32 protein-coding genes, 1 pseudogene and 1 riboswitch are annotated in these 26781 nt (G+C 64.8%); of the genes and pseudogenes, 18 read left to right on the top strand and 15 right to left on the bottom strand.

Features of this window, described 5'->3' with window-relative positions; translation table 11 throughout:
* Positions 1-176 precede the first annotated feature (176 nt).
* From AB3L03_RS22865 to AB3L03_RS22855, 3 genes are all read left to right on the top strand, one after another.
* Entirely contained in the window at positions 177-1094 is a 918-nt protein-coding gene (locus AB3L03_RS22865) for a hypothetical protein (RefSeq protein WP_368507071.1), read from the top strand.
* Positions 1095-1334: 240 nt separating this feature from the next.
* A complete protein-coding gene (locus AB3L03_RS22860; RefSeq protein ID WP_018453528.1) occupies positions 1335-1757 on the top strand; it encodes a hypothetical protein in 423 nt (140 codons plus the stop codon).
* Between the two features lie 280 nt (positions 1758-2037).
* Positions 2038-2175, top strand: coding sequence for a hypothetical protein (locus tag AB3L03_RS22855; protein ID WP_018453527.1), 138 nt, complete (start codon positions 2038-2040; stop codon positions 2173-2175).
* 28 nt (positions 2176-2203) lie between these two features.
* Here AB3L03_RS22855 and AB3L03_RS22850 read toward each other — a convergent pair whose 3' ends face one another.
* From AB3L03_RS22850 to AB3L03_RS22840, 3 genes are all read right to left on the bottom strand, one after another.
* A complete protein-coding gene (locus AB3L03_RS22850; protein ID WP_007596790.1) occupies positions 2204-2350 on the bottom strand; it encodes a hypothetical protein in 147 nt (48 codons plus the stop codon).
* Between the two features lie 198 nt (positions 2351-2548).
* Positions 2549-3031 (bottom strand): MaoC family dehydratase, encoded by a 483-nt coding sequence (locus tag AB3L03_RS22845; RefSeq protein ID WP_018453526.1) that lies wholly within the window; start codon positions 3029-3031, stop codon positions 2549-2551.
* Positions 3031-3483, bottom strand: a complete 453-nt coding sequence (locus AB3L03_RS22840) for a MaoC family dehydratase (protein WP_018453525.1) — start codon at positions 3481-3483, stop codon at positions 3031-3033. The genes AB3L03_RS22845 and AB3L03_RS22840 overlap by 1 nt, the downstream gene beginning before the upstream one ends.
* Before the next feature lie 178 nt (positions 3484-3661).
* Here AB3L03_RS22840 and AB3L03_RS22835 point away from each other — a divergent pair, with 178 nt between their 5' ends.
* A complete protein-coding gene (locus AB3L03_RS22835; protein WP_018453524.1) occupies positions 3662-3958 on the top strand; it encodes a DUF4282 domain-containing protein in 297 nt (98 codons plus the stop codon).
* A gap of 29 nt (positions 3959-3987) precedes the next feature.
* On the opposite strand, the pseudogene ychF reads toward AB3L03_RS22835, so the two are convergent.
* The 4 genes and pseudogenes from ychF to AB3L03_RS22815 all read right to left on the bottom strand — a co-directional run bounded on the left by ychF (position 3988) and on the right by AB3L03_RS22815 (position 6910).
* A pseudogene (gene ychF / locus AB3L03_RS22830) lies at positions 3988-5086 on the bottom strand (redox-regulated ATPase YchF).
* Positions 5087-5091: 5 nt separating this feature from the next.
* Complete coding sequence (gene pth, locus AB3L03_RS22825; protein WP_018453522.1) at positions 5092-5697, bottom strand: aminoacyl-tRNA hydrolase; 606 nt, start codon at positions 5695-5697, stop codon at positions 5092-5094.
* A 58-nt stretch (positions 5698-5755) separates the two neighbouring features.
* Positions 5756-6475, bottom strand: a complete 720-nt coding sequence (locus AB3L03_RS22820) for a 50S ribosomal protein L25/general stress protein Ctc (RefSeq protein ID WP_018453521.1) — start codon at positions 6473-6475, stop codon at positions 5756-5758.
* Between the two features lie 183 nt (positions 6476-6658).
* Entirely contained in the window at positions 6659-6910 is a 252-nt protein-coding gene (locus AB3L03_RS22815; RefSeq protein WP_007596812.1) for an accessory factor UbiK family protein, read from the bottom strand.
* A 169-nt stretch (positions 6911-7079) separates the two neighbouring features.
* Between AB3L03_RS22815 and AB3L03_RS22810 the strand changes: the two genes are divergently transcribed.
* The 8 genes from AB3L03_RS22810 to AB3L03_RS22775 all read left to right on the top strand — a co-directional run bounded on the left by AB3L03_RS22810 (position 7080) and on the right by AB3L03_RS22775 (position 14742).
* Positions 7080-7817 (top strand): dienelactone hydrolase family protein, encoded by a 738-nt coding sequence (locus AB3L03_RS22810; protein WP_018453519.1) that lies wholly within the window; start codon positions 7080-7082, stop codon positions 7815-7817.
* An 8-nt stretch (positions 7818-7825) separates the two neighbouring features.
* The gene (gene lgt, locus AB3L03_RS22805) at positions 7826-8671 is read left to right on the top strand and encodes a prolipoprotein diacylglyceryl transferase (RefSeq protein ID WP_368507070.1); all 846 of its coding nucleotides are present in this window, start codon (positions 7826-7828) and stop codon (positions 8669-8671) included.
* Positions 8672-8692: 21 nt separating this feature from the next.
* Positions 8693-9811, top strand: coding sequence for a class I SAM-dependent methyltransferase (locus tag AB3L03_RS22800; protein WP_018453517.1), 1119 nt, complete (start codon positions 8693-8695; stop codon positions 9809-9811).
* Positions 9808-10575, top strand: a complete 768-nt coding sequence (gene pgeF / locus AB3L03_RS22795; protein WP_018453516.1) for a peptidoglycan editing factor PgeF — start codon at positions 9808-9810, stop codon at positions 10573-10575. The genes AB3L03_RS22800 and pgeF overlap by 4 nt, the downstream gene beginning before the upstream one ends.
* A gap of 113 nt (positions 10576-10688) precedes the next feature.
* Positions 10689-11297, top strand: a complete 609-nt coding sequence (locus AB3L03_RS22790; RefSeq protein ID WP_018453515.1) for a hypothetical protein — start codon at positions 10689-10691, stop codon at positions 11295-11297.
* A 193-nt stretch (positions 11298-11490) separates the two neighbouring features.
* The gene (locus AB3L03_RS22785; RefSeq protein WP_007614838.1) at positions 11491-12444 is read left to right on the top strand and encodes a ribose-phosphate pyrophosphokinase; all 954 of its coding nucleotides are present in this window, start codon (positions 11491-11493) and stop codon (positions 12442-12444) included.
* Between the two features lie 239 nt (positions 12445-12683).
* Positions 12684-13652 (top strand): putative zinc-binding metallopeptidase, encoded by a 969-nt coding sequence (locus AB3L03_RS22780; RefSeq protein WP_368507069.1) that lies wholly within the window; start codon positions 12684-12686, stop codon positions 13650-13652.
* 55 nt (positions 13653-13707) lie between these two features.
* On the top strand, positions 13708-14742 hold the full coding sequence (locus AB3L03_RS22775) for an ATP-grasp domain-containing protein (RefSeq protein ID WP_018453512.1): 1035 nt from the start codon (positions 13708-13710) through the stop codon (positions 14740-14742).
* Positions 14743-14817: 75 nt separating this feature from the next.
* Here AB3L03_RS22775 and AB3L03_RS22770 read toward each other — a convergent pair whose 3' ends face one another.
* The gene (locus tag AB3L03_RS22770) at positions 14818-15381 is read right to left on the bottom strand and encodes a 6,7-dimethyl-8-ribityllumazine synthase (protein WP_026232546.1); all 564 of its coding nucleotides are present in this window, start codon (positions 15379-15381) and stop codon (positions 14818-14820) included.
* 76 nt (positions 15382-15457) lie between these two features.
* Positions 15458-15615: riboswitch (FMN riboswitch) on the bottom strand.
* Between the two features lie 411 nt (positions 15616-16026).
* On the opposite strand from AB3L03_RS22770, the gene AB3L03_RS22765 reads away from it, so the two are divergent.
* Complete coding sequence (locus tag AB3L03_RS22765) at positions 16027-16527, top strand: YbjN domain-containing protein (RefSeq protein ID WP_018453509.1); 501 nt, start codon at positions 16027-16029, stop codon at positions 16525-16527.
* Between the two features lie 193 nt (positions 16528-16720).
* A complete protein-coding gene (gene proC, locus AB3L03_RS22760) occupies positions 16721-17548 on the top strand; it encodes a pyrroline-5-carboxylate reductase (protein WP_018453508.1) in 828 nt (275 codons plus the stop codon).
* A gap of 99 nt (positions 17549-17647) precedes the next feature.
* Here the strand turns inward: proC and AB3L03_RS22755 are convergent, their stop codons facing one another.
* The 5 genes from AB3L03_RS22755 to AB3L03_RS22735 all read right to left on the bottom strand — a co-directional run bounded on the left by AB3L03_RS22755 (position 17648) and on the right by AB3L03_RS22735 (position 21984).
* Positions 17648-18052: a thioesterase family protein gene (locus AB3L03_RS22755; protein WP_018453507.1), complete on the bottom strand. Its 405-nt coding sequence runs from the start codon at positions 18050-18052 to the stop codon at positions 17648-17650.
* 182 nt (positions 18053-18234) lie between these two features.
* On the bottom strand, positions 18235-18438 hold the full coding sequence (locus AB3L03_RS22750) for a tautomerase family protein (RefSeq protein ID WP_008144861.1): 204 nt from the start codon (positions 18436-18438) through the stop codon (positions 18235-18237).
* A gap of 101 nt (positions 18439-18539) precedes the next feature.
* The gene (gene hisS, locus AB3L03_RS22745; RefSeq protein WP_368507068.1) at positions 18540-20147 is read right to left on the bottom strand and encodes a histidine--tRNA ligase; all 1608 of its coding nucleotides are present in this window, start codon (positions 20145-20147) and stop codon (positions 18540-18542) included.
* Positions 20110-20634 (bottom strand): YegJ family protein, encoded by a 525-nt coding sequence (locus AB3L03_RS22740; protein WP_368507067.1) that lies wholly within the window; start codon positions 20632-20634, stop codon positions 20110-20112. Before AB3L03_RS22740 ends, hisS begins: the two co-directional genes overlap by 38 nt.
* Before the next feature lie 267 nt (positions 20635-20901).
* Positions 20902-21984: a branched-chain amino acid aminotransferase gene (locus AB3L03_RS22735; RefSeq protein WP_026232543.1), complete on the bottom strand. Its 1083-nt coding sequence runs from the start codon at positions 21982-21984 to the stop codon at positions 20902-20904.
* 338 nt (positions 21985-22322) lie between these two features.
* Between AB3L03_RS22735 and AB3L03_RS22730 the strand changes: the two genes are divergently transcribed.
* The 3 genes from AB3L03_RS22730 to AB3L03_RS22720 are packed head-to-tail and all read left to right on the top strand — an operon-like array spanning position 22323 to position 24996.
* The gene (locus AB3L03_RS22730) at positions 22323-22862 is read left to right on the top strand and encodes a MarR family winged helix-turn-helix transcriptional regulator (protein WP_007596846.1); all 540 of its coding nucleotides are present in this window, start codon (positions 22323-22325) and stop codon (positions 22860-22862) included.
* The gene (locus AB3L03_RS22725; protein ID WP_018453502.1) at positions 22859-23590 is read left to right on the top strand and encodes a response regulator; all 732 of its coding nucleotides are present in this window, start codon (positions 22859-22861) and stop codon (positions 23588-23590) included. The genes AB3L03_RS22730 and AB3L03_RS22725 overlap by 4 nt, the downstream gene beginning before the upstream one ends.
* 17 nt (positions 23591-23607) lie before the next feature.
* The gene (locus AB3L03_RS22720; RefSeq protein ID WP_018453501.1) at positions 23608-24996 is read left to right on the top strand and encodes an ATP-binding protein; all 1389 of its coding nucleotides are present in this window, start codon (positions 23608-23610) and stop codon (positions 24994-24996) included.
* A 169-nt stretch (positions 24997-25165) separates the two neighbouring features.
* Here AB3L03_RS22720 and AB3L03_RS22715 read toward each other — a convergent pair whose 3' ends face one another.
* Positions 25166-25696, bottom strand: a complete 531-nt coding sequence (locus AB3L03_RS22715) for a DUF3617 family protein (RefSeq protein WP_085350072.1) — start codon at positions 25694-25696, stop codon at positions 25166-25168.
* Positions 25697-25739: 43 nt separating this feature from the next.
* Positions 25740-26033, bottom strand: coding sequence for a hypothetical protein (locus AB3L03_RS22710; RefSeq protein ID WP_368507066.1), 294 nt, complete (start codon positions 26031-26033; stop codon positions 25740-25742).
* 181 nt (positions 26034-26214) lie between these two features.
* On the opposite strand from AB3L03_RS22710, the gene AB3L03_RS22705 reads away from it, so the two are divergent.
* Positions 26215-26679: a hypothetical protein gene (locus tag AB3L03_RS22705; protein WP_027565385.1), complete on the top strand. Its 465-nt coding sequence runs from the start codon at positions 26215-26217 to the stop codon at positions 26677-26679.
* Positions 26680-26781 lie beyond the last annotated feature (102 nt).

The raw sequence follows: 26781 nt of genomic DNA, 5'->3' as shown, positions 1-26781 counted from the left end.
GGCTGAGCACCCCACGACGCGTCCTGGCCTCCAGCCCCGCCGATGCAATCGTGGAGAAGCTCGTCATCGGGCGCGCGCCTTTCGCGCGGCCCGTTGGTTCGCGTCTGATGGAACCGCCACAATTTCGCAATGATGGTTCCGCATCCTCGGCGGGAACTGGGCTGACGGGCAGGACGATGGAATTCGCGACAGGGTTTGGCTGGACCAGGCTGCCGATGCTGGCGGCCGCTTTGATCTTGGGATCGGTGCTGACGGTTTCGGCTCAGATCATTCCGCCCTTCTCCCCCGGCCCGGCCGCAGCGCCCGACGACGACGCCGAAGCGGCGGAGGCCCCCGACGTCAACGACCCCGACGTGCTGAGCGGCATCGACGTTGACAAGCTCGACTGGGGCCAGCTCGCGATCGACGCCGGCACGCTCAACGACATCATCGCCGCCAAGAAGCGCGCGCAGGCCGCCGCCAAGGACGGGCTGAACTGGGCGACGAACGCCAACGCCAACGGCTCCTCGGCGGTGACGGTGAAGCAGTCGGTATCCTCATTCTGGGACGCCCGCATCGGCGCCGACATGACGGTGACGAGCGAGCCGCGGACGATGTCCGAGCTGCTGGCACAGAAGGCCAGCAATGGCGGCAGCGTGCCTCAATCGTCCGGCAGCGCCTGGGCGGCCGCGACCGCGCCGGGCGCCGGCGCGATCTGGGACAAGACCGCGGTGGAGGCTCGCGTCGATCCCGGCGCGGAGCAGAGCAAGCTCGGGGCCTCGCTGATCAAGTCGGTGCCGCTGTCGGGCGACACGTCGCTGACGCTGCAGAACGGCTACAGCGTCAACCAGCAGGGCACCACGGCGCTCCCCGGCGTCGGCGGTCACGTCACGCGCAATTACGAGACCGAGCAGTCGGCCAAGGTCACTCTCACCGATACCGGCACCAGCATCACCGCGGGCCAGTCGCTGTCGACCACGGAAGACAAATGGCTGCGCAAGGTCGGCGCGGAACAGAAGCTGTTCGACAACGTCACCGTCTCCGGTTCCGTCGGCGAAACCTCGCAAGGGGCGATCAACAAGAGCCTGACGGCGGGTTTCAAGAAGAGCTGGTAGCTGTTTTCGCCTCTCCCCCCTGCGGGGCGAGGGAGTCGAGCACCGACCGGCCGCGCATTCACTTCGGCGCGGCGGCCGCGTTCAGACTCCGGTAACCATACGCCACGGCAAAGCCCCCGAATGGACCGCCCTTGCCGCACCTCGGCCAAGTTGCGGCCAAAATCCGGCGCCCTAGTCCCAGACCGACGTCGTCGTGCGGGGGACACTCGCGCTGCGCTCAACGCGAACAGGGGAATAACGATGAACGCCATGCGTCCGGAAAAGACCGAAGCCACCGAGACCGAGACCATCGACACCAACCTTGCCGCAGTGACGGAAGTCGAAGCCGGCATCCGTGACTTCGTCCGCAACGACATCGCCTATCTGCGCCGTCCGGCAGCGACCGCCGCGGACGCGCCGCCGCTCGATCCGAGCGCGGAGGCCACCGTCACCAACGTCAACTCGCTGATCCAGCGCGTCGCCGGCACCTCCCTCGCCGAGATCGAGAATTTGATCTCCGAGCTCGAGAGCCTGCGCGACCTGCTCCACGCCGAAGGCCAGCGCGTCCAGCGCGAGATCTCCGGCTACGCCCAGCTCAGCCAGGCCGCGATGAAGTCGACCCGCATGATCGCCGACAACGTCTCGCAGTGGAAGCGCGCCGCCGACGGCCTGCGCAACAGTTGATCGCTGCATCCCGCATCACCAGCCGCCGCGTTCCGAAAGGGGCGCGGCGGTTTTGATTCGTGGGGTGTGTGACGGTGCGCACGCGCCCCACGAAAAGTGTCATCACGCGAAAGCGGGTGATCCAGTATTCCAGAGGCAGCGAGGCTAGAACTGTGACGCGCGGCGTACCGGATGCCCCGCTTTGGCGGGGCATAACAGCGGAGGGGTTTGAACTTCCCGCATCGATCCGGCGACTAACGCCAAGCGCTCTTGCCATCGCGGCCGGGCCTGGGGACTTTTCATGGAAAGCATTCGGCCCGACACCACCGACCCGATACCGCTGCGGCCCGCGCCGAACCAGTTCGGCACGATCATGCTGCGTTTTGTCGGTTTGCTGGCGGTTGCGATCGCGACATTGGCGTTCGTCTATAGCCGCTGAGGGCGGAGGCCGCGGAGTTAACGAAATCTTACCGGGCGGCTTCCACGGTCGAAGCTTCCAGGGTGTAGGCGCCGTCGGCATAGCCCTTCACCACCATGCCGGCCACCAGCATCACGGCCAGCGTCGCGGTAGCAAAGATGAATCCGACCAGCTTGAGTGCGCCGCGGTCTGCCATGGTCCTCGTCCCCTGTACTCTGCCCAGTTCGTTCAAATAGACAGCGACAGGTTCATAATTGGTTAGCAACTCGATGGTTCCGCGCATTGCTTCGCGGGAAAACCATGTTGCGCAGGCTTATGGCAGCCACCCGGAATCGCGTCCATAGCGCGGGGGCAACACTCGCGCGCTGTTTTCGCCGTTCATCCTGGAACGAATCTAACCGCCGTTCACACGCATCGGCACGAAGGCGGTTGCGGTGATGGCGTAGACGTCCTCGCCGCGCTGGTTGGTGCCGGTGGTGCGCGCGGTCAGGATGCCCCAACCGGGTCGCGAGGCGGAGCTGCGCTTGTCGATGACGACGTTGACGTAGGTGACGATGTCGCCGGCGAGCACCGGCCTGATCCAGCGCAGGTCGCGAAAGCCCGGCGACGGGCCCCACACCGCGACCTCCTCGCCGCGCGAAGCGGCTTCCCGCGCCAGGCGCTGGCCGTCGGCGACAAGCAGGCTCATGCAGGCCGACCCGACGTGCCAGCCCGAGGCCGCGAGCCCGCCAAACAAGGAGTTCTTGCCCTCCTCCTCGTCGAGGTGAAAACGCTGCGGATCGAACTTTGCGGCGAATGTCTTGATCGACTCGGCCGTGAACGTATAGGCGCCGATCTCACGGCGATGCCCAATCTCGATCTCCTCGAAAAACGGCATCAGACCGCCCCTTCGCGCCGCTTGATCAGGATCGGCGACGTCATCTCGCACAGCGCATCACCCCCGGCGTTGCGCACGGTGCATTTGAATTTGACGATGCCGAGCTCCGGGCGGCTCTTCGAGGTGCGGGCCTCCACGACGTCGACTTCGAGCATGAGATCGTCGCCGGGTCTGAGCGGCGACAGCCACCGCACTTCGTCGACGCCGGGAGATCCCAGCGAAGCGGCGCGGGTGATGAAACCGTCGGCCATCATCCGCATCATCAGCGAACAGAGATGCCAGCCCGAGCCGGACAGGCCGCGCAGCATGCTTTTGCTGGCGGCGTCCTCGTCGAGGTGCATCGGCTGCGGATCGAACTCGGCGGCAAAGGCCACGATCTCGTCGCGCGTGACATGGCGCGGGCCGAATGTTCCGAACCGGCCGGGCGGGAAATCTTCGAAGGTCAGGGTCATCTTGGGAAAGGTTTGAGGGAACGACAGATTGTGGCCGCACTTTGCGGCAATCTCAACCCGCCGGCCCGCATGGCTCGTGCTACACTCGGCGCGCCGGCGTCGGTCTTGAGTCGGATCGAGCAGGGGCCACGATCCATTTGCAAGGCCCGACAACACCTGAATTGCCCTGGGGAGAGCAATGTTTTCATTCAGCGACCTGTTTCAATGGGACCGCTTTATCACGCCGACGATCATCAAGACCTTCTACTGGCTGGTGATCGCGCTGATCTGCCTGTTCGGCCTCTCCGGCATCTTCTCCGGCCTCGCAATGATGGCGATCAGCCCGTTCGGCGGCTTCCTGATGCTGCTGTCGTCGATCGCGAGCGTCGTCGTCGGAATCGTGTTCTCGCGCATTCTCGCCGAGCTGATCCTGATCATCTTCCGCATCAACGAGCATCTTGGCGCGATCAGGGATCAAGGCGGCGGGGTGCGGTAGGGCGCTTCCGGGGCACGAACTCCAGCGTCTTACGTGTTGAACCTGAAATGCATCACGTCGCCGTCGGCGACGACGTATTCCTTGCCTTCGAGGCGGAGCTTGCCGGCATCGCGGGCGCCGGCTTCGCCGTTCAGCGCGACGTAGTCCTCATACGCGATGGTCTCGGCGCGGATAAAACCCTTCTCGAAGTCGGTGTGGATCACGCCGGCCGCGCCCGGCGCCTTGGTGCCGCGATAGATGGTCCAGGCGCGCGCTTCCTTCGGGCCCACCGTGAAATAGGTGATGAGGTCGAGCAGCGTGTAGCCGGCGCGGATCAGGCGATCGAGGCCGGCCTCTTCGAGACCCAGCGTCTCCAGGAAGTCGGCGCGTTCGTCGCGCGAAATGGTGGCGATCTCGGATTCGATTTTTGCCGAGATGACGACCGCAATGGCGCCTTCCTTGGCAGCCTGGTCCTGCACCGCCTTCGAGAACGAATTGCCTGATGCGGCCGAGCCTTCCTCGACGTTGCAGACGTAGAGCACGGGCTTGGACGACAGCAGGCCGAGCATCCCGAAGGCGCGCTCCTCCTCCGCCTTGCGCTCGACGAGGCGCGCGGGCTTGCCTTCGCGCAGCAGCACCAGCGTGCGATTGACGAGGTCGAGCTGCTCCTTGGCGTCCTTGTCGTTGCCCTTGGCCTTCTTGGACAAATTGTCGACGCGCTTCTCGAGGCTGTCGAGATCGGCGAGCATCAGCTCGGTCTCGATGGTCTCGATATCGGCGAGCAGGGGCGATCTTGCCTTCGACATGGGTAATGTCGGAGTCCTCGAAGCAGCGCACGACATGCGCGATGGCGTCGACCTCACGGATGTTGGCGAGGAACTGGTTGCCGAGGCCTTCACCCTTGGACGCGCCGCGCACGAGGCCGGCGATGTCAACGAAGGTCAGCCGGGTCGGGATGATCTGGCCCGACTTGGCGATCGCTGCGAGCTTATCGAGCCGCGGATCCGGCACCGCGACCTCGCCGACATTCGGCTCGATCGTGCAGAACGGATAGTTCGCCGCCTGCGCCGCGGCCGTCTCGGTCAGCGCGTTGAACAAGGTCGACTTGCCGACATTGGGCAACCCGACGATCCCGCATTTAAATCCCACGAGCGTTATTCCTTGCCGTTGTCGTCCTTGGTCAAAAATCCCTTCGCCTGCATGGCGAGGTGCACCCTGTTGGCGAAGGTCGCGTCCGTGCCTTTGGCAACCAATGCCGCGTGCTCGGCCACCGCGTCGCAGAGCGTCGCCACCCAGTCGTTGTCCGCTTTGGCGAAGTCCGACAGCACATGGCCGTGCACCAATTCCTTGACGCCGGGATGACCGATGCCGAGCCGCACCCGGCGGTACTCGTTGCCGATATGGGCGGAGATCGAGCGCAGGCCGTTGTGGCCGGCGATGCCGCCGCCGATCTTCACCCGCACCTTGCCCGGCGGCAGTTCGAGTTCGTCATGGAATACGGTGACGTCGCCCGGCGCGATCTTGAAGAAGCTTGCCGCTTCCTGAACGCTGCGGCCGGAATCATTCATGTAGGTCATCGGCTTGAGCAGGATCACGCGCTCGGTGCCGAGCGTGCCTTCCGAGGTCTCGCCCTGAAACCTGCGGCGCCAGGGTGCGAAACCATGACGCCGCGCGATCTCGTCGACGGCCATGAAGCCGACATTGTGCCGGTTACGTGCGAATTTCGGGCCGGGATTGCCGAGCCCAACAAACAGTCGCATGACGCGGCGCGCCCCTCGCTCGGCGCGCGATCAGGGACCGCGCGCCAGCTTTGAGAGATTACTTCTTCTTGTCGCCGCCGGCGGGAGCCTTGGCAGCCGGGGCCTTGGCAGCCGCTGCCGGAGCAGCAGCACCCGCAGCCGGAGCAGCACCAGCCGCCGGAGCAGCAGCACCCGCGGCAGGAGCAGCAGCAGCAGCCTTCAGCTCTTCGGCGTAGCCGGACGGCGGCACGATGGTGACGAGGGTCGCGTCCTCGGAGGTCAGCGCCTTCACGCCGGCCGGCAGCTTGATGTCGGAGAGATGCAGCGAGTGGCCGATTTCGAGCGAACCCACGTCGGCCTCGATGAACTGCGGGATGTTCTCCACGCCGCACTCGAGCTCGATCGCATGCGCAACGATGTTCACGGCGCCGCCGCGCTTCACGCCGGGCGAACCTTCGGCCTTCACCACGTGCAAGGGAACGCTGATGCGGATGGTGGCGCCTTCGCCGAGCCGCATGAAGTCGACGTGGATCGGGAAGTCCTTGACCGGATCGAGGTGGTAGTCGCGCGGAATCACGCGGTGCTTGTTGCCTTCGAGGTCGATGTCGACCAGCGTGGTCAGGAACCGGCCGGCGAGGATGCGCGAGCGCAGTTCGCGATCGTCCACCGAGATGGTCAGCGGGGGCTGGTTGTTGCCGTAGATCACTCCGGGCACTCTCCCGGCGCGACGCTCAGCCCGGGCGGCCCCCTTGCCGCTCTTCGGACGTGCGGTCGCCTTCAATTCCTTGACGGTCGCCATAACGTTAAGTCCTTGTTTTTGCAAAAGTTAATGGGCCGCAACGCGGCCCATGGCATACGCCGCAGCAAGCCTCCAGGGGTGCGGGGGCTGCGGACGTGGCGGGCTTTTACCCGGAAGACGCGGAAATAACAAGGAGAATGGGCGGCCGGAAGGAACCGGATCGCCCGGAAGGAGCCGGCGGAGTTACCCGCCGAGCTTGGCCTCCAGCGCCGCGATGCGCGCCTTCAGGGCCTCGTTCTCCTCGCGCGCCAGGCGCGCCATATCCTTGACCGCCTCAAACTCCTCGCGCTTGACCAGGTCCATGTCGCGCAGGAATTTTTCGGCTTGGGTGCGCATCACCGTGTCGAACTCGCGCTTGACGCCCTGCGCGGCGCCGGCGGCATCGTTCATCAGGCGGCCGATCTCGTCGAAAAACCGGTTGTTGGTCTGGGTCATGTCGGTCTCCTGGCGGCTTTCGATGAACTCTGCGCGAACGCGCGGGGAGACAATGGCAATCCGATTGGGCGGGTTCAAGGGCCGATCGGCGGTATCCTTGTCATGCCCCGGTTTCCTTGCAATCGTATTCAACGTCCCTGCATAAGAAGAATCACAAAAGGCGCTCGAGATGATCGATCAGCAGATCGCGATCCCCACCAAGGACGGTCACACCGCAACCTTCATCAGCCATCCCGAACGCGGCGGGCCGTTTCCGGTCATCCTGTTCTACATGGACGCGCCGGCGATCCGCGAAGAGCTGCGCGACATGGCGCGCCGGCTCGCAACATCGGGCTATTACGTGATGCTGCCGAACCTCTATTACCGCTCCGGCGTGATGGAGCTCGGCGCGCTGCCGGCCGATCCGAACGCCCCGGAACGCAAGCGCATGTTCGCGCTGATGGGATCGCTCACGATCCCCATGATCATGGACGACACGCGGGCGTTGCTCACCTATGCCGAGGGCCAGGCGGCCGCGAACACCAAACTGATCGGTACAGTCGGCTACTGCATGAGCGGCCGCTACGCCGTCAACGCCGCCACGCATTTTCCCGATCGCGTCAAGGCCGCCGCTTCGGTCTACGGCACCCAGCTCGCAACCGACCAGGACGACAGCCCGCATCTGGCGGCAGCCAAGACCAAGGCCGAACTCTACTTCGCCTGCGCCGAGACCGACATCTACGCGCCCGCCGAGATCATCGAGAAGGTGAAGCAGGGCATGAGCGGCGCCAAAGCCGAAGTCGAGATCTATCCCGGCACCCATCACGGCTTCGCCTTCCCCAAGCGTCCGGCCTATCACCGCGACGCCGCCGAGCGGCATTGGGAGCGTCTGCTGGCGCTCTATCGCCGCAATCTCGTCCAGACATAGAAGGCGCGATGCAACTTCTGCTCATCGACTTTCCCGCCTTCAAGCCGATCGCGATCGAGATCGGCCCGTTCGCGATCCGCTGGTATGCCCTGGCCTATATCTGCGGCATCGTGTTCGGCTGGCTCTATGCGCGCTCGCTCCTGAAAAGGGAGCGGCTGTGGGGCGCCCCGGCGCCGATGTCGCTGGTGCAGATCGACGACTTCATTCTGTGGGTCACGCTCGGCATCATCCTCGGCGGCCGCACCGGTTATGTGCTGTTCTACAACCTGCCCTTCTTCATCGACCATCCCGCCGCGATTTTCAGGCTGTGGGAAGGCGGCATGTCCTTCCACGGCGGCTTCCTCGGCTGCGTCGTCGCGGTGATGTGGTTCGCCTATCGCAACCGCATCTCGATCCTGTCGCTCGGCGACATCACCACCGCCGTCGCTCCGGTCGGGCTGCTGCTCGGCCGCATCGCCAATTTCATCAACGGCGAATTGTGGGGCCGCGCCGCCGACCCGGAGCTGCCCTGGGCGATGATCTTCCCCAATGATCCCACCCAGCTGCCACGCCATCCGAGCCAGCTCTACGAGGCCGGCATGGAGGGCATTTTGCTGTTTGCCGCCCTCGCGATCATGATCCGCTTCGGCGCCCTGAAACGGCCGGGCATGATCCTCGGCGCCTTCATCCTGATCTATGGTTTGAGCCGGATCGCCGGCGAGCATTTCCGCGAACCGGACGTCCAGCTCGGCTTCCTCTGGGGCGGATTAACCATGGGCATGCTGTTGTCGATCCCGATGCTTATTGTAGGCCTCATACTTATTGTATTGGCAGTGAGGCGCGGTGCGCCCGAGCCCGTAGGGGCTATTCGTTAATTCCTTTTGAGAAGATAGGCCGTGACCGACCAGCCGTTACTCGACGAGATCAAGGCGCTGATCAAATCCTCGGGCCCCATGCCGGTCTGGCGGTACATGGAACTGTGCCTGATGCATCCGCGCTATGGCTACTACGTCTCGCGCGATCCGTTGGGACGAGAAGGCGACTTCACCACTGCGCCGGAGGTCAGCCAGATGTTCGGCGAGCTCTTGGGCCTGTGGACCGCCTCGGTGTGGAAGCAGATGGGCTCGCCGCAATTCCTGCGGCTGATCGAGCTCGGCCCCGGCCGCGGCACCATGATGGCCGACGCCCTGCGCGCGCTCCGCGTGCTGCCGCCGCTCTACCAGGCGCTCCACATCCACATGGTCGAGGTCAATCCCGTCCTCCGCGAGCGGCAGAGTGCGACGCTGTCGGGCGTGCGCAACATCGCCTGGCACGACAGCATCGACGACGTGCCCGAGGGACCGAGCATCATCCTCGCCAACGAATATTTCGACGTGCTGCCGATCCACCAGATGGTCCGACACGAGAACGGCTGGCACGAGCGCGTGATCGAGGTCGACGCCAACGGAAAACTTCAATTCGGCGCGGCGGCCGAGCCGACGCCGCGCTTCGAGGTGTTGCTGCCGCCTCTGGTGCGCGCCGCGCCCGTCGGGGCCGTGTTCGAATGGCGGCCCGATGCCGAGATCATGAAGCTCGCCAGCCGCGTGCGCGACCAGGACGGCGCGGCGCTGATCATCGATTACGGTCATCTGCGCAGCGATGCCGGCGACACCTTCCAGGCGATCGCGCGCCACACCTTCACCGATCCCCTGAAGGCGCCGGGCCAGGCCGACGTCACAGCCCATGTCGACTTCCAGGCGCTCGCGCGCGGGGCGGAGGACGTCGGCGCCCGCGTGCACGGGCCGGTGACGCAGGGCGATTTCCTCAAACGCGTCGGCATCGAGACCCGTGCAGCCGCCTTGATGCAGAAGGCGGCGCCTGACGTCGCCACCGACATTTCGATCGCGCTCAAGCGCCTGACCGAAACCGGGCGCAGCGGCATGGGTTCGATGTTCAAGGTGCTCGGCATCTCCGAGCCGCGGCTGACGGGCCTTGCGGGACTCAGCGATCTCGAACGCGCCGGAGACGATTCATGACGCTTGCCTCCTCGCTGCTGTCCGCGGTGCCCGGCCTGCGCCACGCCTTCTTCACCCGCGAGGGCGGCGTCTCGGGCGGCATCTATTCCGCGCTGAACGGCGGGCTCGGCTCCAATGACGACCAGGCCCTTGTTGCGGAGAACCGCCGCCGCATGGCCGAGCATGTCGGCGTCGCACCCGAACGCTTTCTCAGCCTGCACCAGATCCATTCGCCCGACGTGCTCGTGGCCGAAGCTCGGTGGCCGAGCGGGCCGCGGCCGAAGGGCGATGCGCTGGTGACGAAGGTGCCCGGCATCGCGCTCGGCGTCTCCACCGCCGATTGCGGACCGGTGCTGTTCGTCGATCCCAATGCGGGCGTGATCGGCGGCGCGCATGCCGGCTGGAAGGGTGCGCTCACCGGCGTGCTGGAGCAGACCATTTCGGCGATGGAAAAACTCGGCGCCTCGCGGAGCCGCATCATCGCCGCGATCGGCCCGCTGATCCGCCAGGACAGTTATGAAGTCGGCAACGAGTTCGTGGCGCGCTTCATCGAGGCGGATGGAGACAACGCCATGTTCTTCATCCCGTCGGTGCGCGAGGGACACGCGATGTTCGACCTCGCCGGCTTCATCCGCAAGCGTCTGGAAGCCGCGGGCATCCTGATGATCGACGATCTCGGTCTGGACACCTACGCCGACGAACGCTTCTTCAGCTACCGCCGCTCGGTACATCGCAAGGAGCCGGATTACGGCCGCCACGTTCACGCGATCGCGCTCGAAGCGTGAACACAAAGGCAACCCCGTGTCATTCCGGGGCGATGCCTGCGCGCGATGATAGTGGCCTGTGGCGCCCCCGCCCTAGACGTTAATGCGTTTTAACGATATCGCTGCCCTCCATAATGAGGGACGCGTCATTCATCTTGCGCCGCGCGGGTTCGCGCGTGCTCGCGGTCATGCTGCTGACGGCCGCGCTTGGCGGCTGTGCCGGTGGCGGTGGCGCCGCGAACTCCTATGCGATGGCGCCGAGCGCCGGCTCGGGGGCGACAGTCGCGTTCGAATCGATCGACGGGCCGCCGCCGCAAGTGTTCGACCGCATGGTCGGCGTGCTCGACAGCGAATCCAAGCTGCGCAGCCTGTCCGTGGTCTCCCGCGAGGGGACGGCTGCCTACCGCGTGCGCAGCTACCTCTCCGCCCAGATCGTTCGTGGCAAGACCGTGATCGCCTGGGTCTGGGACGTCTACGACGCCAACCAGCAGCGGGCGCTGCGCCTTTCCGGCGAGGAACCGACCGCGGCCAAGGGCGGCCGGGATCCTTGGGGCGCTGCCGACGACCTCGTGCTGCGGAAGATCGCCCAGGCCGGATTCAGCGGACTTTCCAACATGATCAACGGTACACCGGATGCGCCGAACTCGGCGCCCGGCTTGCGCGGGCCGGCCGTGGCGAGCGTGATCCCGGAGGCTCCATTGGCCGACATGCCGGCCTCGGCGCTGGGCTATGCCGAGCGCTAACCCCCGCGAAACCACGGCCCCGTTTTCCGGCCAAACCGTTGGCCGGACTCGGGATTTCGCAGGGAAAACGTAGTGCCCCGGGTTGCCATTGCAGCCCCCGGCCTGATATTTCCTCGCCCGTCGTAACCGTGCTTCCAGTGGGTATTGTTTGATGTTGAACATCGTGTCCAGCAAAGCGCGGGAGGAAGCGTCCATGTCGGCCAAGAACGGCTCCATCAAGCTCGTCGCCGGCAACTCCAATCCGGCTCTCGCTCAGGCCATCGCGCAAGGTCTCGACCTGCCGCTGACCAAGGCGGTGGTACGGCGCTTCGCCGACATGGAGATCTTCGTCGAGATCCAGGAGAACGTGCGGGGCTCGGATGCCTTCGTCATCCAGTCGACCTCGTTTCCGGCGAACGACCATCTGATGGAATTGCTGATCATCACCGACGCACTGCGCCGCTCCTCGGCGCGCCGCATCACCGCGGTGTTGCCCTATTTCGGCTACGCCCGGCAGGACCGCAAGTCGGGTTCGCGCACGCCGATCTCGGCAAAACTCGTCGCCAATTTGATCACCCAGGCTGGCGTCGACCGCGTCATGACGCTCGACCTGCATGCCGGCCAGATCCAGGGCTTCTTCGACATCCCGACCGACAATCTCTACGCAGCGCCGCTGATGGTGCGCGACATCAAGGACAAGTTCGACCTCTCCAGGACAATGGTGATCTCGCCCGACGTCGGCGGCGTGGCGCGCGCACGCGGCCTCGCCAAGCGCATCAACACCCCGCTCGCGATCGTCGACAAGCGCCGCGAGAGGGCGGGTGAATCCGAGGTCATGAACGTCATCGGCGACGTCGCCGGCTACACCTGCATCCTGATCGACGACATCGTGGATTCCGGCGGCACGCTGGTGAACGCCGCTGACGCGCTGATCGCCAAGGGCGCCAAGGACGTCTACGCCTACATCACCCACGGCGTGCTCTCCGGCGGCGCGGCGGCCCGGATCACGAACTCCAGGCTGAAGGAGCTGGTGATCACCGACTCGATCCTGCCGACGGATGCGGTGAGCAAGGCCCCGAACATCCGCACGCTGCCGATCGCCAGCCTGATCTCCGACGCGATCGCGCGCACCGCGGCGGAAGAGTCGGTGTCGAGCCTGTTTGACTGAGGTTTTCGCCTCTGGCCGCTTGCGGAAAATCGTAGGGTGGGCAAAGGCGCAACGCGCCGTGCCCACCTTTTTTGTGGCCATGAAGACGGTGAGCACGCTTCCGCCTTCGCTCGTCGAGTTCCGGCGGACAAGTCGCTTTGCCCCCTACGGCCTCACGCGCCGCCGCCCCCCGGGTTGTTGCCAACGAGCGCCCATGACATCATCCGAATCCCGAGTCATCTCTGCCCTCTGGATGCCCGATGCCACGCCGGAAATTTGCCTGGGAGAAGCTGTCGGATGATGAGTTGCTCAAGCAACGCCTCTCCAGCCTGAGGGTTACGGTCGAAGGCACCTGGCTCGAGGATTGCGTCAGCGCGCTGTACGAGGAGCTCCAGGAGCGCGGCATCCGGCTGCGGCCGCACACCTGGATGTCGAGCGAATGGTTCAGTCCGGGCGGCGTTCCCGGCATCGCCATTCCGTTCTATCTCGCTCATCCCCGCCTGATGAAGCTCGAGAAGAAGATGATGTTCGACGTCGAGGGCGGAACCTGGCGTGAATGCATGGCCATCCTCCGTCACGAAGCGGGCCACGCCATACAGCACGGCTACCAGTTGCAGCGCCGCCGGCGCTGGCAGCAACTGTTCGGCCCGTCGTCGAAACATTATCCGCGCTATTACCGGCCCAATCCGGCCAGCCGGCGCTATGTCCAGCATCTGCGGCTCTGGTACGCGCAGAGCCATCCGGACGAGGATTTCGCCGAGACCTTTGCGGTGTGGCTGCGGCCCCGTTCGAACTGGCGGACACGATACGCCGGCTGGCCGGCGCTGAAGAAGCTCGAATATGTCGACGAACTGATGGGCGAGATCGCGGGCAAGCGACCGCTGATCACGACGCGGGAGCGTGTCGATACGCTGGGTCGGCTGAGCCAGACGCTCGAAGAGCACTACAAGAAGAAGCAGGCGTTCTACGCCTTCACGCCCCCCAAGACCTACGACCGCGATCTGTCCCGGCTGTTTTCAGCCGATCCACGGCATCACCGCTCGAAGCCGGCTTCGGCCCTGATCCGGCGGCACCGCGCCCATATCAGGCAGCTGGTGGCGCGATGGACGGGCGAGAATCAGCTTACACTCGATGCCGTGCTCGACGAGATGATCTCCGCTGCCGCGAGCTCGATCTGCGTGCCGTCGGCCCCGAACAGAAGCTCGTTCTCGACTTCATCGTCCTCGTGACCGCCAAGACGATGCACACGATGTTTGGCCCGTCTCAACGAAAATGGATCGCGCTATGAGACGTCTGCGCATTCTGGTGCTCATGCATCCGGACTTCGTGCCGCCGGACTCCAGCGACGGACACACCGTGCAGGAGATCAACGCGTGGAAAACCGAATACGACGTCGTGAGTACCTTGCGCGCAGCCGGCCACGAGGTTCGACCACTCGGCGCGCAGGAGGAAATCAAGCCGGTGCGCGAGGCGATCGAGGAGTTCAAGCCGCACGTGGTGTTCACGCTGCTGGAGGAATTCCACAACAACGTCGCCTTCGACCAGCACATCGCGAGCTATCTCGAGCTGATGAAGGTCCCTTATACCGGGTGCAATCCGCGCGGCCTGACCCTGGCCCGCGGCAAGGATTTGTCCAAGACGCTGGTGCATCACCGCCGGATCGCTGCGCCGGCCTTTGCGGTCTTCCCGATGCGCCGCAAGGTGAAACGCCCGACACGCCTTGCGCTGCCGCTGATCGTCAAGAGCCTGAACATGGATGGCTCGTTCGGCATCTCGCAAGCCTCCATCGTCGACACCGACGAGAAGCTGGCCGAGCGGGTTGCCTTCATCCACGAGCGGGTCGAATCCGCCGCCATCGCCGAGCAGTTCATCGAGGGGCGAGAGCTTTACGTCGGCGTGCTCGGCAACAATCGCTTGCGCGTTCTGCCGGTCTGGGAGCTGAAATTCGGCAGCATGGGTGGCCGCTCGTCACGGCATATCGCCACGGAGAAGGCCAAGCACGACACCGACTATCAGGAGAAGGTCGGCATCGTCGACGGGCCTGCGAAGGATCTGGCGCCGGAAGTGACCGCCAGGATCCAGCGGGCCGCGAAACGCATCTACCGGGTGCTCGGCCTCGACGGCTATGCGCGCATCGATTTTCGTCTCACTGCCGACGGCACGCCATATTTCATCGAAGCCAATCCCAATCCCGAGATCGCCAAGAGCCAGGAGTTCGCCACGGCCGCTCTACATGACGGACTGAAATATCCGGCTCTCCTGCAGCGCATCCTGACGCTTGGGATCAGCCGCGCCAAAGCGGGGGTGTCACTGGGGTGATGACGGCGGCGATCGCCCTCATCCTTCGAGACGCGTTTCGCGCCCCTCGGGATGAGGGATGGTCGTTGCGCTGCGTTACACGATTCCCGCGGCGACCTGGCCGCGCAGGCGTTCGAGCCCGAGCAGTGTCTCCGCGCAGGCGGCTGCCACTTCGACGCCCTTGATGGCAAAATGCTTGCGGAAGAAATCGTAGTGCACCTCGGTCTCGTGGAATTGCTGCGGCGTCAGCACCGCGGAGAACACGGGCACCTCGGTGCGCAGCTGCACGTCCATCAACGCCTTGATCACGGTATCGGCGACGAACTCATGGCGGTAGATGCCGCCGTCGACGACGAGGCCGGCCGCGACGATCGCGGTGTAGCGTCGTGTCTTGGCCAGGATCTGCGCATGCAGCGGGATCTCGAACGAGCCCGGCACCTCGAACACGTCGACATGATTGAGGTGGCGCGCTTCTGCCTCCTTCGCGAAGGCGATGCGGGCCTCCTCGACCACGTCGCGGTGCCAGCAGGCCTGCACGAAGGCCACCCGCTGCGGTTTCGCGAAGCGCGGATGGTCGGGCACCGGATCTTGCGGAACCGGCGGTGGCGTTTGAGTTGGTTGGGACGTTTCGGCTTGGGGATCTTGCAACATCTGATTCATGGCTTTCCTCAGTTAAGGACCAGAATCAGGGCACACGGAACGACAAACAGCCGCATCCTGCGATGCGTCTGCCACCGACCGTTCTCTTTCATCCGGACTTTAACCGTCGGCTTCGGAGTTGCACCGAATCTGCTGACCCTTCCCCTCAGCAAGGCTTTGAGGAAGGCGCTCGCGGGCTTAGGCCTTACGGCCCTTACCGCCGGTGGGGACTTTCACCCCGCCCTGAGAACATCGGCCGCCCGGGATGAACGGCCTGACCGGAATATGACGCCGGTTCGGGGCCGCGGCAAGCGGGTTCCGCATGGGAAAACCGCATGGTCCCATGCCGCCATGGCGGTCCAGGGGGCACGCGACGGAATTAGCGATTGGCAGGCCTTTGGCGAATCCGATTCCGGTTTGTTCTTCTCCATCCGGTTCGGCCTCACCGGCGTTAATAATTGTGGCGGAGATGAGCTGTGGACGAACGAGTCCTGACTTGTGGACGGACTCGGCAGCCAGTTGCGCAGATTCCGCAAATCACATCAGTTGATCCGCGACAAGCCCGCGCTGATCCGAATGGATCGCCTTAGCAAGATTTAAGGGAGCGCGCGCCGGACCAACCGCGTGCGTATCAAAGACAACAAAAAGGCAAGAGGTCGAGACGGCATGTCCCTGCTCGAAGGCACCATCGATTCCAAAAACCATCCGCTCGCGGTGGTCGAGGATATCGCTGCCAGCAACAACTGGCCGTTCGAACGCTCCGGCGAAGACGAACTCACGATTGTCTCCAAGGGACAATGGACCGACTACCAGATCTCCTTCACCTGGATGGGCGAGATCGAGGCGCTGCATCTGGCCTGCGCGTTTGACATGAAGATCCCGGTTGCGCGGCGACCGGAGGTCCAGCGGCTCGTGGCCGCGGTCAACGAGCAATTGTGGGTCGGGCACTTCGACCTGTGGACCACCACCGGCATGATCATGCACCGGCAGGCCCTGGTGCTGCCGGGCGGGCTCATCGCCTCCACCGGCCAGTGCGAAGCCATGCTCGCAGGCGCCATCCACGCCTGCGAACGCTATTTCCCGGCGTTCCAGTTCGTGGTGTGGGCAGGCAAGTCCACGACGGAAGCCATGGACGCGGCCATGTTCGACACGGTGGGCGAGGCGTAAGCGCACTCAGCTCTCCAGCGCGTGAGGAAGGCGTCGCTCCCTGCTCGCCGTCGTCCCGGCGAAGGCCGGGACCCATACCGCGTGATTTCGCTTGTGGCACGCTGCTTGTTGCCAACACCTCCATCCATTAAAACCAGTTGTGGTTATGGGTCCCGGCCTTCGCCGGGACGACACTGAGTTTGTGGCAACGGCTATGACGAGCAACAACACTCTCGAGAACATCACCGGCACCATCCTGCTCGCCGGTGCCGGCAAGATGGGCGGCGCGATGCTGACCGGATGGCTTTCGGGCGGGCTCGATCCGCGCCGCGTCGCGGTGATCGATCCGCACATCTCGGCCGAGATCACCGCACTTGCCGCCAAGGGGATTGCGCTCAATCCTGATGTGACGACGGCAGGCCAGGTCGAGACGCTCGTCGTCGCGGTGAAGCCGCAAATGTTCCGCGAGGCCGGCGCCAAGCTGAAGCCATTCGTCTCCGACAAGACCGCGGTGGTGTCGATCATGGCGGGAACCACGATCGCCTCGCTCGAGGAGGTCTGCGGCGGCGCGGTGGTGCGCGCGATGCCGAACACGCCGGCCGCGATCGGTCGCGGCATCACGGTGGCTGTCGCCGCGAACAATGTCAGCGCACAGCAACGCGCGGTGGCCGATGCGCTGCTACGCGCCACCGGCTCGGTCGAATGGGTCAACGATGAGAGCCTGATGGACGCGGTCACTGCGGTGTCCGGCTCGGGTCCGGCCTATGTGTTTTTGCTGGCCGAGGAACTCGCGCGCGCCGGTGTCGAGGCGGGATTGCCCGAGGCGCTCGCGACAAAACTCGCGCGCGAAACCGTCGCCGGCTCGGGTGAACTTCTCCACCAGTCGGAGCTTGCCTCCGGCACGCTGCGCCAGAACGTCACCTCGCCCGGCGGTACCACGGCCGCGGCACTCGGCGTGCTGATGGGCGAGCCCGGCCTGCGCGATCTGATGATCCGCGCCATCGCGGCGGCGACGAAGCGGTCGAAGGAATTGGCGAAGTAAGAAAGTGTGCCGTAGGGTGGGCAAAGCGAAGCGTGCCCCACCCATTCGAATGCAATCGCGGAAAGATGGTGGGCACGGCGCTGCGCGCCTTTGCCCACCCTACGATTTCGAGCCTGCGGCTAGCCGCTTGTTGAACATCTCGACATTGACGAGCCCGCGCGCGTGGCGCCCTTCGCCGAGTTTTCGCGGGCCTTCGAAGGCCTCGACCTCGAAGCGGATGACGCGGCGCTCGACCGCGAAAACCTTCGCAGTGGTCCGCACCGTCGCACCGACGAGGGCTGCTGCAAGATGGCGGATATCGACCTCGGTGCCGACGGTGACCCAGCCCGGCTGAAGCGCCGCACGAATCGCATCGCCCGACGTCATCTCCATTTCCAGGATCATCATCGGCGTCGCATAGACCATCGGCATGCCGGGCACGAAATGCCCGACCGTGCGCTCCACCGGCACCACCAGCGTGCGCTCGGCGCTCATGCCGACCTTGATGAAGTCGCGTGCGTCCATGGGGCCTCCCCCGTCGTCCTGGACAAGCGCAGCGAAGCGGAGCGCCGATCCAGGACCCATTACCCCGACCCAACATTGTCATGCGCGGTCTAAACCACGACCTGCTGCGACAACTGCCGCTTGGGGTAATGGGTCCTTGGCTTTCGCCAGGACGACCTTTGTGGTTGCCGAACCAGCGCCGGCTACTTCTTCGCAGCCGCCGCGCGCTCCACGAACGTCTTGCCGCCCTTCATCTTGTGGCGGAGCGGGGCTTCATTGATCTGGATGACGACGGCGTCGGCATCGACGCCGAGATTCTTCACCAGTGCCTGGGTGATGTCGCGCATCATGCCGGCCTTTTGTTCGTCGGTGCGGCCTTCGGCCATGCTGACAGTGATCTCAGGCATTTTTCTCTCCCCTTGGGGCCGGACACCGGCCATTGACGGGCGCCATCAAACAGGAGGTAGATGTCCGGGACAAGCCCGGGCATGGCGACGTCAGCGAATGGCTAGCCCCAGCTCACGTCATGCCGCGCCAACACCTCGCGCACTTTGGCGACGAGGTCGGCCTCGCTGCACGAGAACTGCGCCGGGCGGCTCTCGCGCCATTCCTGGTTGGAAGCGATCGCGGCCGCCGCCTTCGCGCCCTCGATCAGATCCTTGATCTGCACCTCGCCACGCGCTTTTTCATCCGAGCCCTGGATGATGACGCAGGGCGCATTGCGGCGATCGGCATATTTGAGCTGGTTGCCCATGTTCTTGGGATTGCCGAGATAGAGTTCGGCGCGAATGCCGGCGGTTCGCAACGATGCGACCATCTTCTGATAGTCGGCGACGCGGTCGCGGTCGAACACGGTGACGACGACGGGGCCGAACTCGGGCCGCGTGTCGAGCTTGCCAAGCAGAGTCAGCGCGGCCTGAAGCCGCGACACGCCGATCGAGAATCCGGTCGCCGGCACCGGCTCGCCGCGAAAGCGCGAGACGAGACCATCATAGCGGCCACCACCGCCGACCGAGCCGAAGCGGACCGGGCGGCCCTTGTCATCCTTGGTCTCGAGCAGCAATTCGACCTCGTAGACGGGGCCCGTGTAATATTCGAGACCGCGCACCACGGAGGGATCGATCTTGATGCGGTCCGCGCCGTACCCCGACGCCGTCACCAGTTTCGCGATCTCTTCCAGCTCGCTCACGCCGGCCTGACCGACTTCGCTCTTGGCGAGATAGACCTCCGCCGCGGCGATCGCCTCTTTCCAATCGTCGCGCGGTTTGGTGATGGCGAGAACGACGTCAGCCTCCGACGCGCTCAAATTGGCGCCCTTCGTGAAGTCGCCCTTGCCTTCTTCGCCGCCATCCCATCTACCGGGACCGAGCAGTTTGCGAACTTCCTCGGCGGGAAATTTGTCGAGCTTGTCGATCGCGCGCAGCACCGTCAGTCTGCGTGCTGCGTTCTCTTCGCCGCCGAGCCCGATGGCTTCCAGAACGCCGTCGAGCACCTTGCGATTGTTCACCTTGACGACATACGAGCCGCGCGCAATGCCTAGCGCTTCCATCGTGTCCGCGGCCATCATGCAGATCTCCGCGTCCGCCGCCGGCGTGGCCGATCCCACCGTATCCGCATCGAACTGCATGAACTGGCGGAAGCGGCCGGGGCCGGGCTTCTCGTTGCGGAAGACGTAGCCGACGCGGTAGCTGCGGTAGGGCAACACAAGACCGTCGGTCCCGTATCGCTCGCCGACATAGCGGGCGAGCGGCGCGGTCAAATCATAGCGGAGGCTGATCCACTGCTCGTCGTCGTCCTGGAACGAGAACACGCCCTCGTTCGGACGATCCTGGTCGGGCAGGAACTTGCCGAGCGCGTCGGTGTATTCCATCGCCGGCGTTTCCACCGGCTCGAACCCGTAGAGTTCGTACACGGTCCGGATCTTTTCCACCATCTCGCGCGTCGCCCGGATCGCGGCGGGATCGCGATCCTCGAGCCCGCGCGGCAGGCGCGCCTTCAGTTTCTGGGATTTTTGGGTTTTTCGGCCATGCGCGGCATTTACCAGCCGACGCGTGATGCGGCAACTGCCGGGTAATCGCTTACGGCTGCTCCATCCGCGCCCGGAGCGCGTCGGCATCCGCTTTCGGCAGCGACTTCAGCGTTGGCTTGATGGTTTCGCCGCCGACGATCTTGCCGTTGCGCATGAACATCCAGTCCGAGATGTCGGCTTCAGTGAATTCGACCTTATCGCCTGCCCGCTTGCCGGCCAGATCGCGTGGCTCGTTGGCGAAGAGGCCGGAATAGGCCCCATTGGGTAGCTTCTTCACCTCGGCCATCCAGATGTGCTCACCGCCTTTGCGGGTCGAAAAGTGCACCTTCAGGGCATGCCCTGTCTCCGACGGCTTCGGCGCCTCGTAGGAGGCCCAAAAGGTCGGCAGCGTGCCGCGGGCGCGCGCGATCGCGGTGTTCATCTCCGGATCGGTGGTGCGCACGTCGACGACGGGCGAACGGCCCTCAGCGGAGACGTCCGGCGTGGGGCCGATGGTCAGGATGCCAAAGACGGTGACGCCGGTGATTGCGGCGAGAACGACCCATTTCAGGGACTGGGGAAGAGTGGATGTCATGATAGCGATGTCCGGTAGACTCGATGTCCAGGTATTGGAGGTCTCGGACTTTGTCGCACGATCAGGGTGACGCGTTCATGGCAAGAAAAGCCAACCAGCGATGCCCTTTTCCCCTCTCCCCTTGTGGGAGAGGGTGGCTCGCCGCGTAGCGGCGAGACGGGTGAGGGTTCTATCCGCGAGTCCAACTGACCCTTGAACTCGCGGATAGAACCCCTCATCCGGCGCTTCGCGCCACCTTCTCCCACAAGGGGAGAAGGAAGAAGGGCCTCAATCCACCTTCCGGATCCAGTTGTGCGGATCGTTGGTGCGGCCGTACTGGATGTCGACGAGCTGCTTGCGCAGGCCCATGGCGACGGGGCCCGCGGCACCGCCGCTGATCTCGAAATCGCCGCTCACCGAGCGCACCGTGCCGATCGGCGAGATCACGGCGGCGGTGCCGCAGGCAAACGCTTCCTTCAGCTTGCCGCTGGCCGCATCCTTGCGCCACTGGTCGAGCGAGTACGGCTCCTCACGCACGGTCTTGCCGGCGTCTTTGGCCAGCGCAATGATGGAGTCGCGGGTGATGCCCGGCAGGATGGTGCCGAGCGGCGGCGTCGAGAGCGACCCGTCGTCGAACACGAAGAACACATTCATGCCGCCGAGCTCTTCGATGTAGCGGCGCTCGATTGCATCGAGAAAGACGACCTGGTCGCAGCCGTGCTGGATCGCCTCGGCCTGCGCACGCAGGCTTGCGGCATAGTTGCCGCCGCATTTGACGGCGCCGGTGCCGCCGACGGCAGCGCGCGTGTAATTCTCCGACACCCAGATCGAGACCGGCGCGGGGCCGCCCTTGAAGTAGGAGCCGACCGGCGAGGCGATCACCGCGAAAATGTATTCGGACGACGGCTTGACGCCGAGGAAGGTCTCGCTCGCGATCATGAAGGGGCGCAGGTAAAGGCTGCCCTCGCCGCCCGGCATCCAGGCGCGATCGATGCGCACGATTTGCTCGACCGCCTCGATGAAGACGTCTTCAGGGAGCTGCGCCATCGCCATGCGGTCCGCCGAGTCCTTGAAGCGCCGGGCATTGGCATCGGGGCGAAACAGGTTCACGCCGCCGTCGTCGCGCTTGTAGGCCTTGAGGCCTTCAAAAATTTCCTGGGCGTAGTGCAGGACGGCGCCGGCCGGATCGAGCTGGAAATTGGCGCGGGCCTCGACACGCGCCTCGTACCAGCCGCCCTTGGCCTGGTTGTAGCGGACCACCGCCATGTGATCGGTGAAGACCCGCCCGAAGCCGGGGTCCACCAGCTTGGCGACCCGATCCTTCTCGGAGGTCGGATTGGATGCGGGCTGGATGTCGAATTTCATGCTCATGTCCTTGCCTCCCGCTGCCGGTAGCGGCGCCGTTGTGGCACCCGCCTGCCCCGATTTGGGCCCGGCTGGCTCGATTGGTTTCTGGCCGGACCGCCGCCAGCCTTGTTACGGCCGGTTTCCGTGGCCAGCATGTCACGGAGGACATGCTTTTGCGGAAGACGGAAGTCCAGTATGTTTTGCCGAAATGCCGTTCGACATCGCACGGTAGATCTGCTCCGGCCGTTGCCGCCTGTCCGGCCCACTGCGGCCGCCTTGCTTCGACGCCCACCCGACGCGAAACGATCTAAAATTTCGTGCGGGCTGATCGTTTTGTAACATTGAGACCAAGATACGTCAATATGCCTGACATAAATTTCGCGACTCCTTCTCAAGACGCAGCCGGGCCGCGGCCGGCCGCAGACGACGGAGGCAATTTGCGCTGGGATATCATCGAACTGCTGTTCTTCGCCTATCGCGATTTTGTCGGCGATCCCGACCAGGAGCTGGAGGCGTTCGGCTTCGGCCGGGCCCATCACCGCGTCATGCACTTTGTCTATCGTTATCCCGGCCTCAAGGTCGCCGACCTCCTCGACGTCCTGCGCATCACCAAGCAATCGCTCGGCCGGGTGCTCAAGCAGCTCCTGGACGAGGGCTATATCGTGCAGAAGACCGGCGACAATGATCGCCGCCAACGCCTGCTGTTTGCGACACCGAAGGGCGAGGCGCTGGTGCAGAAGCTCGCCGGCCTCCAGACCACGCGCATCACCAAGGCGCTTGCCGAGATGGCGCCGCAGGATGCCGAGACCGTCAAGCGCTTCCTGCGCGCGATGATCGACCGCGACGATCCGGACAAGGTGCTCGAGACGATCTTTGCCACCGTCAATCAGGACAAGGAGTGACCGTGCCGCTCGCTGCCACGCTCGCACGCCCGCCGGCACGTCCCGCAGACGATGCCCCGCATCTCCTGCTGGTCGATGACGACCGCCGCATCCGCGATCTGCTCTCGCGCTTCCTTGCCGGCGAAGGCTATCGCGTCTCGACCGCCGCGAGCGCTAGCGATGCCCGTTCCAAGCTTTTGGGCCTGCACTTCGACCTCTTGATCCTGGATGTCATGATGCCCGGCGAGACCGGCTTCGATCTCGCCCGTTTCATCCGGACCTCGTCCTCGGTGCCGATCGTGATGCTGACGGCGCGGCATGAAGCCGAAGCGCGCATCGAGGGCCTGCAGATCGGTGCCGACGATTACGTCGCAAAGCCGTTCGAGCCGCGCGAGCTTGCGCTGCGCATCAACAACATCCTCAAGCGCGCCGCGCCGCCGCCACAGGCCGCTGCGGTCGAGAAGATCGCGTTTGGCCCGTACATCTATCACCTCGACCGCGGCGAATTGCGTCAGGGCGAAGACGTCATTCACCTCACCGACCGCGAGCGCGAGATGCTGCGGATTTTGTCGGAGACACCGGGCGAGACCGTGCCGCGCAGCGCGCTGACCGGCAATGGCAGCGTCAACGAGCGCGCCGTCGACGTGCAGATCAACCGCCTGCGGCGCAAGATCGAGACCGATCCCGCCAATCCGCTGTTCCTCCAGGCCGTGCGCGGCATCGGCTACCGGCTGGTAGCCTCGCCATAAAGAGTGAACCGCCACCGATGAGCACGATCGATACCGGCCTGACGCTTTTGAAGAGCGCCGCCGGCCGCGTCTCCGCCGCCAATGGCTGGATGGGCAATGCGTTCAAGGGCTGGATGCCGACCGGCCTTTATGCGCGTGCGCTGCTGATCATGATCGTGCCGATGGTGATCCTGCAATCGGTGGTCGCCTTCGTGTTCATGGAGCGGCACTGGAACACGGTGACACGCCGCCTGTCGGCCGCGGTGGTGCAGGACATCGCCGCGCTGATCGACGTCTACAAGGGCTACCCGCAAGACAAGGATCGCGACCAGATCCGCCGCATCGCGCAGCAGCGCCTGGGCCTCGTCGTCGATTTCCTCCCGGCCGGCGACATGCCGCCGCCGGGACCAAAGCCGTTCTTCTCGCTGCTCGACCAGACGCTGTCGGTGCAGCTCGGCCGCCAGATCGGGCGCTCCTTCTGGATCGACACGGTCGGCCGCTCCAACCTCGTCGAGATCCGGATCCAGCTCGACGACGCCGTGATGCGCGTGTTCGCGCAGCGCAGCGCCGCCTATGCCTCGAACTCGGAGATCTTCCTGTTCTGGATGGTCGGCACGTCCTCGATCCTGCTGATCGTCGCGGTGCTATTCCTGCGCAACCAGATCAAGCCGATCCTGCGACTTGCCGACGCCGCCGAAAGTTTTGGCAAGGGCCGCGAGGCGCCGAATTTCCGCCCGCGTGGCGCGCGCGAGGTGCGGCGCGCGTCGGTCGCCTTCCTCGAAATGAAGTCGCGCATCGAGCGAACGATGGAGCAACGCACCGCGATGCTAGCCGGCGTCAGCCATGATCTGCGCACGATCCTGACGCGGTTCAAGCTCGAGCTGGCGTTGATCGGCGACAGCCCCGAAATGGAGGGCATGCGCAAGGACGTCGACGAGATGTCGATGATGCTCGAGGACTACCTCGCGTTTGCCCGCGGCGATTCCGGCGAGCAGTCGCAGCCGACCGACATGGCCCAGGCGCTCGAGGAGCTGCGCAGCGACGCCGAGCGCCACGGCCACACGGCGACCGTTGCGTTCAACGGGCTGCCCGTGGTCACGGTGAAGCCGGCCTCATTCAAGCGCTGCCTCGCCAACCTCGTCACCAACGCCGCCCGCTACGGCAAGAGCATCGCCATCACCGGCCAGCGCGATCACCGTTATTTGACGGTGACGGTGGACGATGACGGGCCGGGCATTCCCGCCCATCTGCGCGAAGAGGTGTTCAAGCCGTTCCTGCGGCTGGACAACGCCCGCAACCAGGATGAAGGCGGCACAGGTCTTGGCCTCGCGATCGCCCGCGACATCGCCCGCTCGCACGGCGGCGACATCACGCTTGGCGACAGTCCGATGGGCGGATTAAGGGCGAGCGTGCGGATACCGGTGTAGCTGCCTCTTCCCTTCTCCCCCTGTGGGAGAAGGTGGCGCGAAGCGCCGGATGAGGGGTCTCTCTCCGCGAATTCAAAGCGAAAAGAGTCACACGCGGAGACAAACCCCTCACCCGTCTCGCCGCTGCGCGGCGAGCCACCCTCTCCCACAAGGGGAGAGGGGAAGAGCCTTACTTCGGCAGCAGCGCCTTCAGCTTGTCCATGTCACGCACGTTCATCTTGAAGCCGCCGGGCATCACGATGTCGCCGGGCTTCTGGTCCGGCTTGCAGGCTCCCAGCCATTTCGCTTCGAGCTGCATGGTCGTGTCGCGGCCTGCCGCGCCGGCGGCGCCGCCTTGCGCGTGCGACGACGTCTTCACCGTATAGGCCGAATTGAAATCGCCGGTGATCTCAGCATGCGAAGTCGTGCTGATGCCGGCGACATTGCACTCGGAATCGCTGACATAGCCGGTCGCGGTCTTCTTGATGTCCTGCTTGGCGCAGATCTGCTTGGCCATCGGCGAGACGTTGTTGTTCATTTCCTTGTCGACGGTCTCGTCGGTGCAGTGCTGCATGGTCATCTCGGGCACCGGCGTGCCGGTCCGGACCATCTTCAATTCCCACAGCCCCGCCTTACGCACCGGCAGGTCGTCAGCGCGAGCGCTGCCTGCCGACAACACGAGGCAAAGGGCGGAGCCGAGCAAAGCGAGTTTGCGCGTCATGTGGGAAGTTCCCGGCTGAGAGGTAGCGGCGTGCGAAAGCGCCTCAGTAGAGCGTGCGGATCGGCTGGTCGGCGGCGCCATAGGGCACCCAGCGGCAGGAGAACGAGATGTAGCCGCCCTCATAGGCCTGCACCGCCAGGAATTTGGCGACTTTGCCATAGCGCGCGCAGTGATCGACCGCGACCTGCCGCGCATCGACCTGGGTTGCCATCGAATAGGCGATGATGCCGCCGGTGTCGTTGCCCTTGAACGGAGGCACCGGAAGGAGATCGGCATGCGCCGACTGGCTCGCCATCATACCCAAGGCAAGTAGGCCCGCGGCCGCAATGATCTGCATTCCCGTCACTCCGATTGGTTGGCGGCAGTTTACGGTGTCGGCGCGGCGGTGGAAAGAACGGATGGCCGGTCCAACGCAGCATTGCGGTCAACTCGTCGGCAAGTGTTGCCGCGCTGCACTTGACCTCCCCGGCCTTCACGGCACCGTCCGACCCTTGCAGATCATGCTGTCTGGATCATCCATGCGCGCCTCGACCTTCCTGAAATCGCTCCGCTTTGCCGCCGTGCTCGGCCTCCTGTTCGGGGCGCTGTCGCTCGGCGAGGCCAGGGCCGCCAATCCGCTGGAGCTGAATTTCTGGCTGAGCGGGCCGCGCTATGACGGCAACGTCTCCGAATGCGACAGGGCGCTGCCGACGATCGCCAGCCAGTTCTGGGAGAAAGAAAGCTCGTTCTGGAATTCCTCGTTGAAGATCACCGGCTTCGCCGCCGTTCACGAGACCGCGTTCCGGCCTTGGGCATCCGACAACATCCCGCGCCGCTATTGCACCGGCGAGGCCATGCTCACGGACGGCAAGATGCGCAAGGTGCATTTCTCGATCGTCGAGGATGGCGGCTTCGCCGGCTACGGCCAGGGCGTCGAATGGTGCGTGGTCGGGCTCGACCGCAACTGGGCCTACAACCCGGCCTGCCGCGCCGCCAAACAGTAATTGAAACGTTCTGATCCGGACCGATCAGGCGGCCGAACGACGGTCGCCCGCATTTTGTTCTTGAAATGTTCTTATCGCCTGCTAGGCTTGCCTGCACAGTCT

Source organism: Bradyrhizobium lupini (genome assembly GCF_040939785.1).
Lineage (GTDB): Bacteria > Pseudomonadota > Alphaproteobacteria > Rhizobiales > Xanthobacteraceae > Bradyrhizobium > Bradyrhizobium canariense_D.
Note: the sequence above shows the minus strand (reverse complement) of the source record. Positions and strands in the feature narration are given on the sequence as shown.